Origin of the sequence: Rhizobium sp. SEMIA 4085 (assembly GCF_013004495.1) — a bacterium.
Classification (GTDB): domain Bacteria; phylum Pseudomonadota; class Alphaproteobacteria; order Rhizobiales; family Rhizobiaceae; genus Rhizobium; species Rhizobium gallicum.
Genome location: NZ_JABEPH010000679.1, coordinates 1 through 1,140 on the forward strand (window position 1 = coordinate 1; position 1,140 = coordinate 1,140).

Here is a 1,140-nt window from a genome sequence, read left to right on the forward strand (position 1 = left end):
CTTGGCGCCGCACGCGCGGGTAGGCCCCGGCATCTCCAGTACCGGCCCGGCATTCACAGTGGGCGCGGTCCAACGCGAGCCGAACCAGTCCGACATCACCACGCCGTTAAAACCCCAGTCACCGCGCAGAACTTCGTTCAACAGCCAATGGCTTTCCGCCGTGTAAGTACCGTTTAGTTTGTTATACGAAGACATCACGGCCCAGACCTTTGCCCGCTTCACCGCCGCCTCAAAGGGTATCAGGTAGACTTCGCGCAGAGTGCGTTCATCGATATCTGAAGAGATGGTTGTACGTTCAATCTCGGACTCGTTGCCGACGAAATGTTTTATCGTGGCACCGACTTTCTTGGACTGCAGACCTTCGATATAGCCGACGGCAAGTTCCGCCGTCAGTATCGGATCCTCAGAGAAGCACTCAAAGTTGCGGCCGTTTGTGACGCTGCGCTGGATGTTAACGGTGGGGGCTAACGAGACGTGGGCACCTTTTGAAAGAACCTCGTCACCTAGGGCACTGCCGATTTCCTTGGCTAGGTCCGGGTTCCAACTCGCTCCGATGGCGATGCCCACCGGGAAAGCCGCTGCAGTCACACCTCCGACAAAAGACCCCGCCCCGCGGGCGCCGTTGGGGCCGTCGGTCAAGCGCAATCTCCCTATCCCTAAGCGGTCGATGGGCGGTAAAGACCAGAACGTATCGCCGGAAAGTAGCGAAACCTGCTCGGCCAAGGTCATATTATCGAGCAATGCTTTCGTATCAATCATCTTCTCTGCTTCCTCAATCTCAATACTTACCTTTCCCAGATCGGCATCTCGAGATGCATATTGGGGAAGCTGGTGATCTCGGCGCCATGGAGCCGTCCATCCATGAGAAGGACGGCCCGTTTGTTCACCAAGGCGTCGCGTCCCGCCGTCGCGAGGACGACGACATGTTCGCAGCCTTCACATAGCCGAGATGCAGTCACCGCTTTCCACTGAAAACAAGGACATCGCGATTTGATCGATGTCAGCAGTGAAAGTTGTGCTGCGGCAGCGCCGGTTCTGTTACGGAGTTATTCCTCCGCAAGTTCGTGAGACAGTTTGAACCTTAGCAATGTTTATCAGACAATCTGTTGACAGACAATCCTCGGTCGCGCAGCTTTCGTG

The 1,140-nt window shown here is 56.1% G+C and carries 1 protein-coding gene; it reads right to left on the bottom strand.

Annotated features, from left to right (window positions below; translation table 11 throughout):
- A partial coding sequence (locus tag C9413_RS32320; protein ID WP_170251601.1) for a glycoside hydrolase family 3 protein occupies positions 1-759 on the bottom strand: 759 nt, incomplete at its 3' end.
- Positions 760-1,140: the final 381 nt, after the last annotated feature.